The organism is Gordonia sp. 852002-10350_SCH5691597 (assembly GCF_001665715.1).
Classification (GTDB): domain Bacteria; phylum Actinomycetota; class Actinomycetes; order Mycobacteriales; family Mycobacteriaceae; genus Gordonia; species Gordonia sputi.
On record NZ_LZMO01000278.1, the window covers coordinates 1 to 2,101 of the forward strand.

At 64.6% G+C, this 2,101-nt stretch carries 2 protein-coding genes; both read right to left on the reverse strand.

Annotated features, from left to right (window positions below; translation table 11 throughout):
* On the reverse strand, positions 1-284 hold a 284-nt coding region (locus tag A5777_RS21270), incomplete at its 3' end, for a biotin carboxylase N-terminal domain-containing protein (RefSeq protein WP_156529448.1).
* Positions 281-2,020 carry an AMP-binding protein gene (locus A5777_RS21275; RefSeq protein WP_064864379.1) on the reverse strand — a complete coding sequence of 580 codons (1,740 nt, stop codon included), beginning with the start codon at positions 2,018-2,020 and terminating at the stop codon, positions 281-283. The genes A5777_RS21275 and A5777_RS21270, both read right to left, overlap by 4 nt.
* Between the last annotated feature and the right edge of the window lie 81 nt (positions 2,021-2,101).

Sequence of the window (2,101 nt, forward strand, 5' to 3'; positions counted from 1 at the left end):
CAGGCGCGCGCCAAACGTGGCTCCTCACTGAGGAATCCGTATCCGGGATGGACAAAGGTGGCGCCGGTGCGCTGCGCGGCGTCGATGATCGCGTCGACGTCGAGGTACGCCTGCGGTCCGACGCCCTCGAGCGCGACGGCCTCGTCGGCGGCACTGACGTGTGGTGCCTCGGCGTCGTCCGCGGCATACACCGCGACGACGCGATGCCCGGTCTCGCGGGCCGTTCGGATGATACGGAGAGCGATCTCCCCACGATTGGCGACGAGTACGGTTGCTGAACTCATGCTTTTCCCACCTTCGCGAAGAGGTCGCCCTTGCGTACCTTGCCCGTTGCGGTCATCGGAAGTTGTTCGATGATCTCGATCTCCGGCACCTTGTAACCTGCCATGTTCTGTCGCGCCCAGGCGATGATGTCGTCGGCCGAGAACTCTTCGCCGTCGCGCAGTTGCACGAAGGCGAAGGCGATCTGACCTCGTCGTCGATCCGGTTTGGGTACCACCGCAGCTTTGTCGACGGCCGGATGAAGCATCAGCAGGGACTCGACCTCCGACGGGAAGACGCTCATGCCGTTGGTCTTGATCATCTCCTTGTTGCGCGCCAGGTAATGCAGCGCTCCGCGCTCACTGAACTTGCCGAAATCGCCTGTCTGGAGCCAACCGTCGCGCAAGGCGTCGGCGGTCGCCTCGGGATTGCGATGGTAGCCGACCATCACCGACGGACTGCGCACGATGATCTGGCCCTCGCTGCCAATCGGGACCGGATTGCCGTCGGCGTCGACGATCAGGATGTCCGTGCCGGGAACGGGTACCCCGCAGAACACCGGGTCGCCCAACAGGTCGTAGTCTCCGGCGGAGTAGCCGAGTGTGATGGTGTCCGCGGTGTGCGTTTCGGTCATCCCGTAGCTGCCTTCGCGCAACGTGTTCCCCGTCGCCTCACGCCAGCGAGCGCGGACCGTCGAGTCGAGTTTCGACACAAAAGACACTGCGAGCGGATTGGTCAACGAGGTGAGGTCGTGCGTCGAGAAGTCTTCGCGCTCCATCAATTCGATGTAGTTGTCGACGGTGCCGATCATCGAATCCACGCGATAGTTCTCGATGCCGTCGAGTACGACGCCCGCATCCCATCGCGTCAGCAAGACGACGGTGTCGCCGTTCACCAGTGGGACCAGGATTCCGGTGTCCTCCCCGGCGATCCAGAACACCGGCATGAAGACCAGCGACGCACCATGTACAGCCCCGACCCGACGGCCATGCGCCGCAGTCGCCGTGACCGCGGTGTAGAGCATGTGCCCCTGAGTGTGCCGGCATCCCTTGGGCATTCCGGTCGTCCCGCCCGTATAGTTCAGCGCGGCAAGACGATCCGGGTCGACCGGTGGAAAGTCGGTAGGCGCGGGCGTCCCGACGATCCGAGCCCAGTCCGTTGACTCCCCGGTCCGCTCGAACGGTGCGGCGGGGCTGTCCGCGAGCAGCATGTCGGAGAGATCTGTTGTCGCGATGACGCGCACCTGCGTGCGATCACGAACCGTCTCGACGAGGGCGGCGAGCGTTGGCTGGGTGATCACCACGCTCACCTCGGCGTCGGCGAGTTCATGAGCGAGTTCGTGCTCGCGCAGCATCGGGTTCACGGGCACATGAACGGCACCGAGTTTCAGTATCGCCAGCATCGCGATGTGGAACTGCGGACAGTTTCCCAGGTACAGGCCGACGCTGTCGCCGACGCCGATCCCCTGTGCGCGTAGCCAGCCGGCGACGCTGTCGGACAGTGCGTCGTATTCGGCATAGGTGATCTCGCTGCCATAGAAGGCGATCGCCACTGCGGCTGGGGTCTCACGTGCCCAGTGCCGCAGGTAACCGACGATGCCCTGCGCCTCGACCGAGGATTCGACGGTCCGCGGTACGTCGACGGGCCAGTTCTCCTGCTGGATCCGGCTGACCTCGGCCAACGCGGTCTCGAGCGTGTTGTCGACGACTGTCGACGAGGTGGCGGTTGACGGCGAGGTGGTCGTCGATGAGGTGTTCACAGTGCTTCTCCTCGGTTCTCGGTCATTCGTCCACGCGGGTGGACGTCTGCGGTGCCGGCGTCGTGGTCGATGCGCCGACAC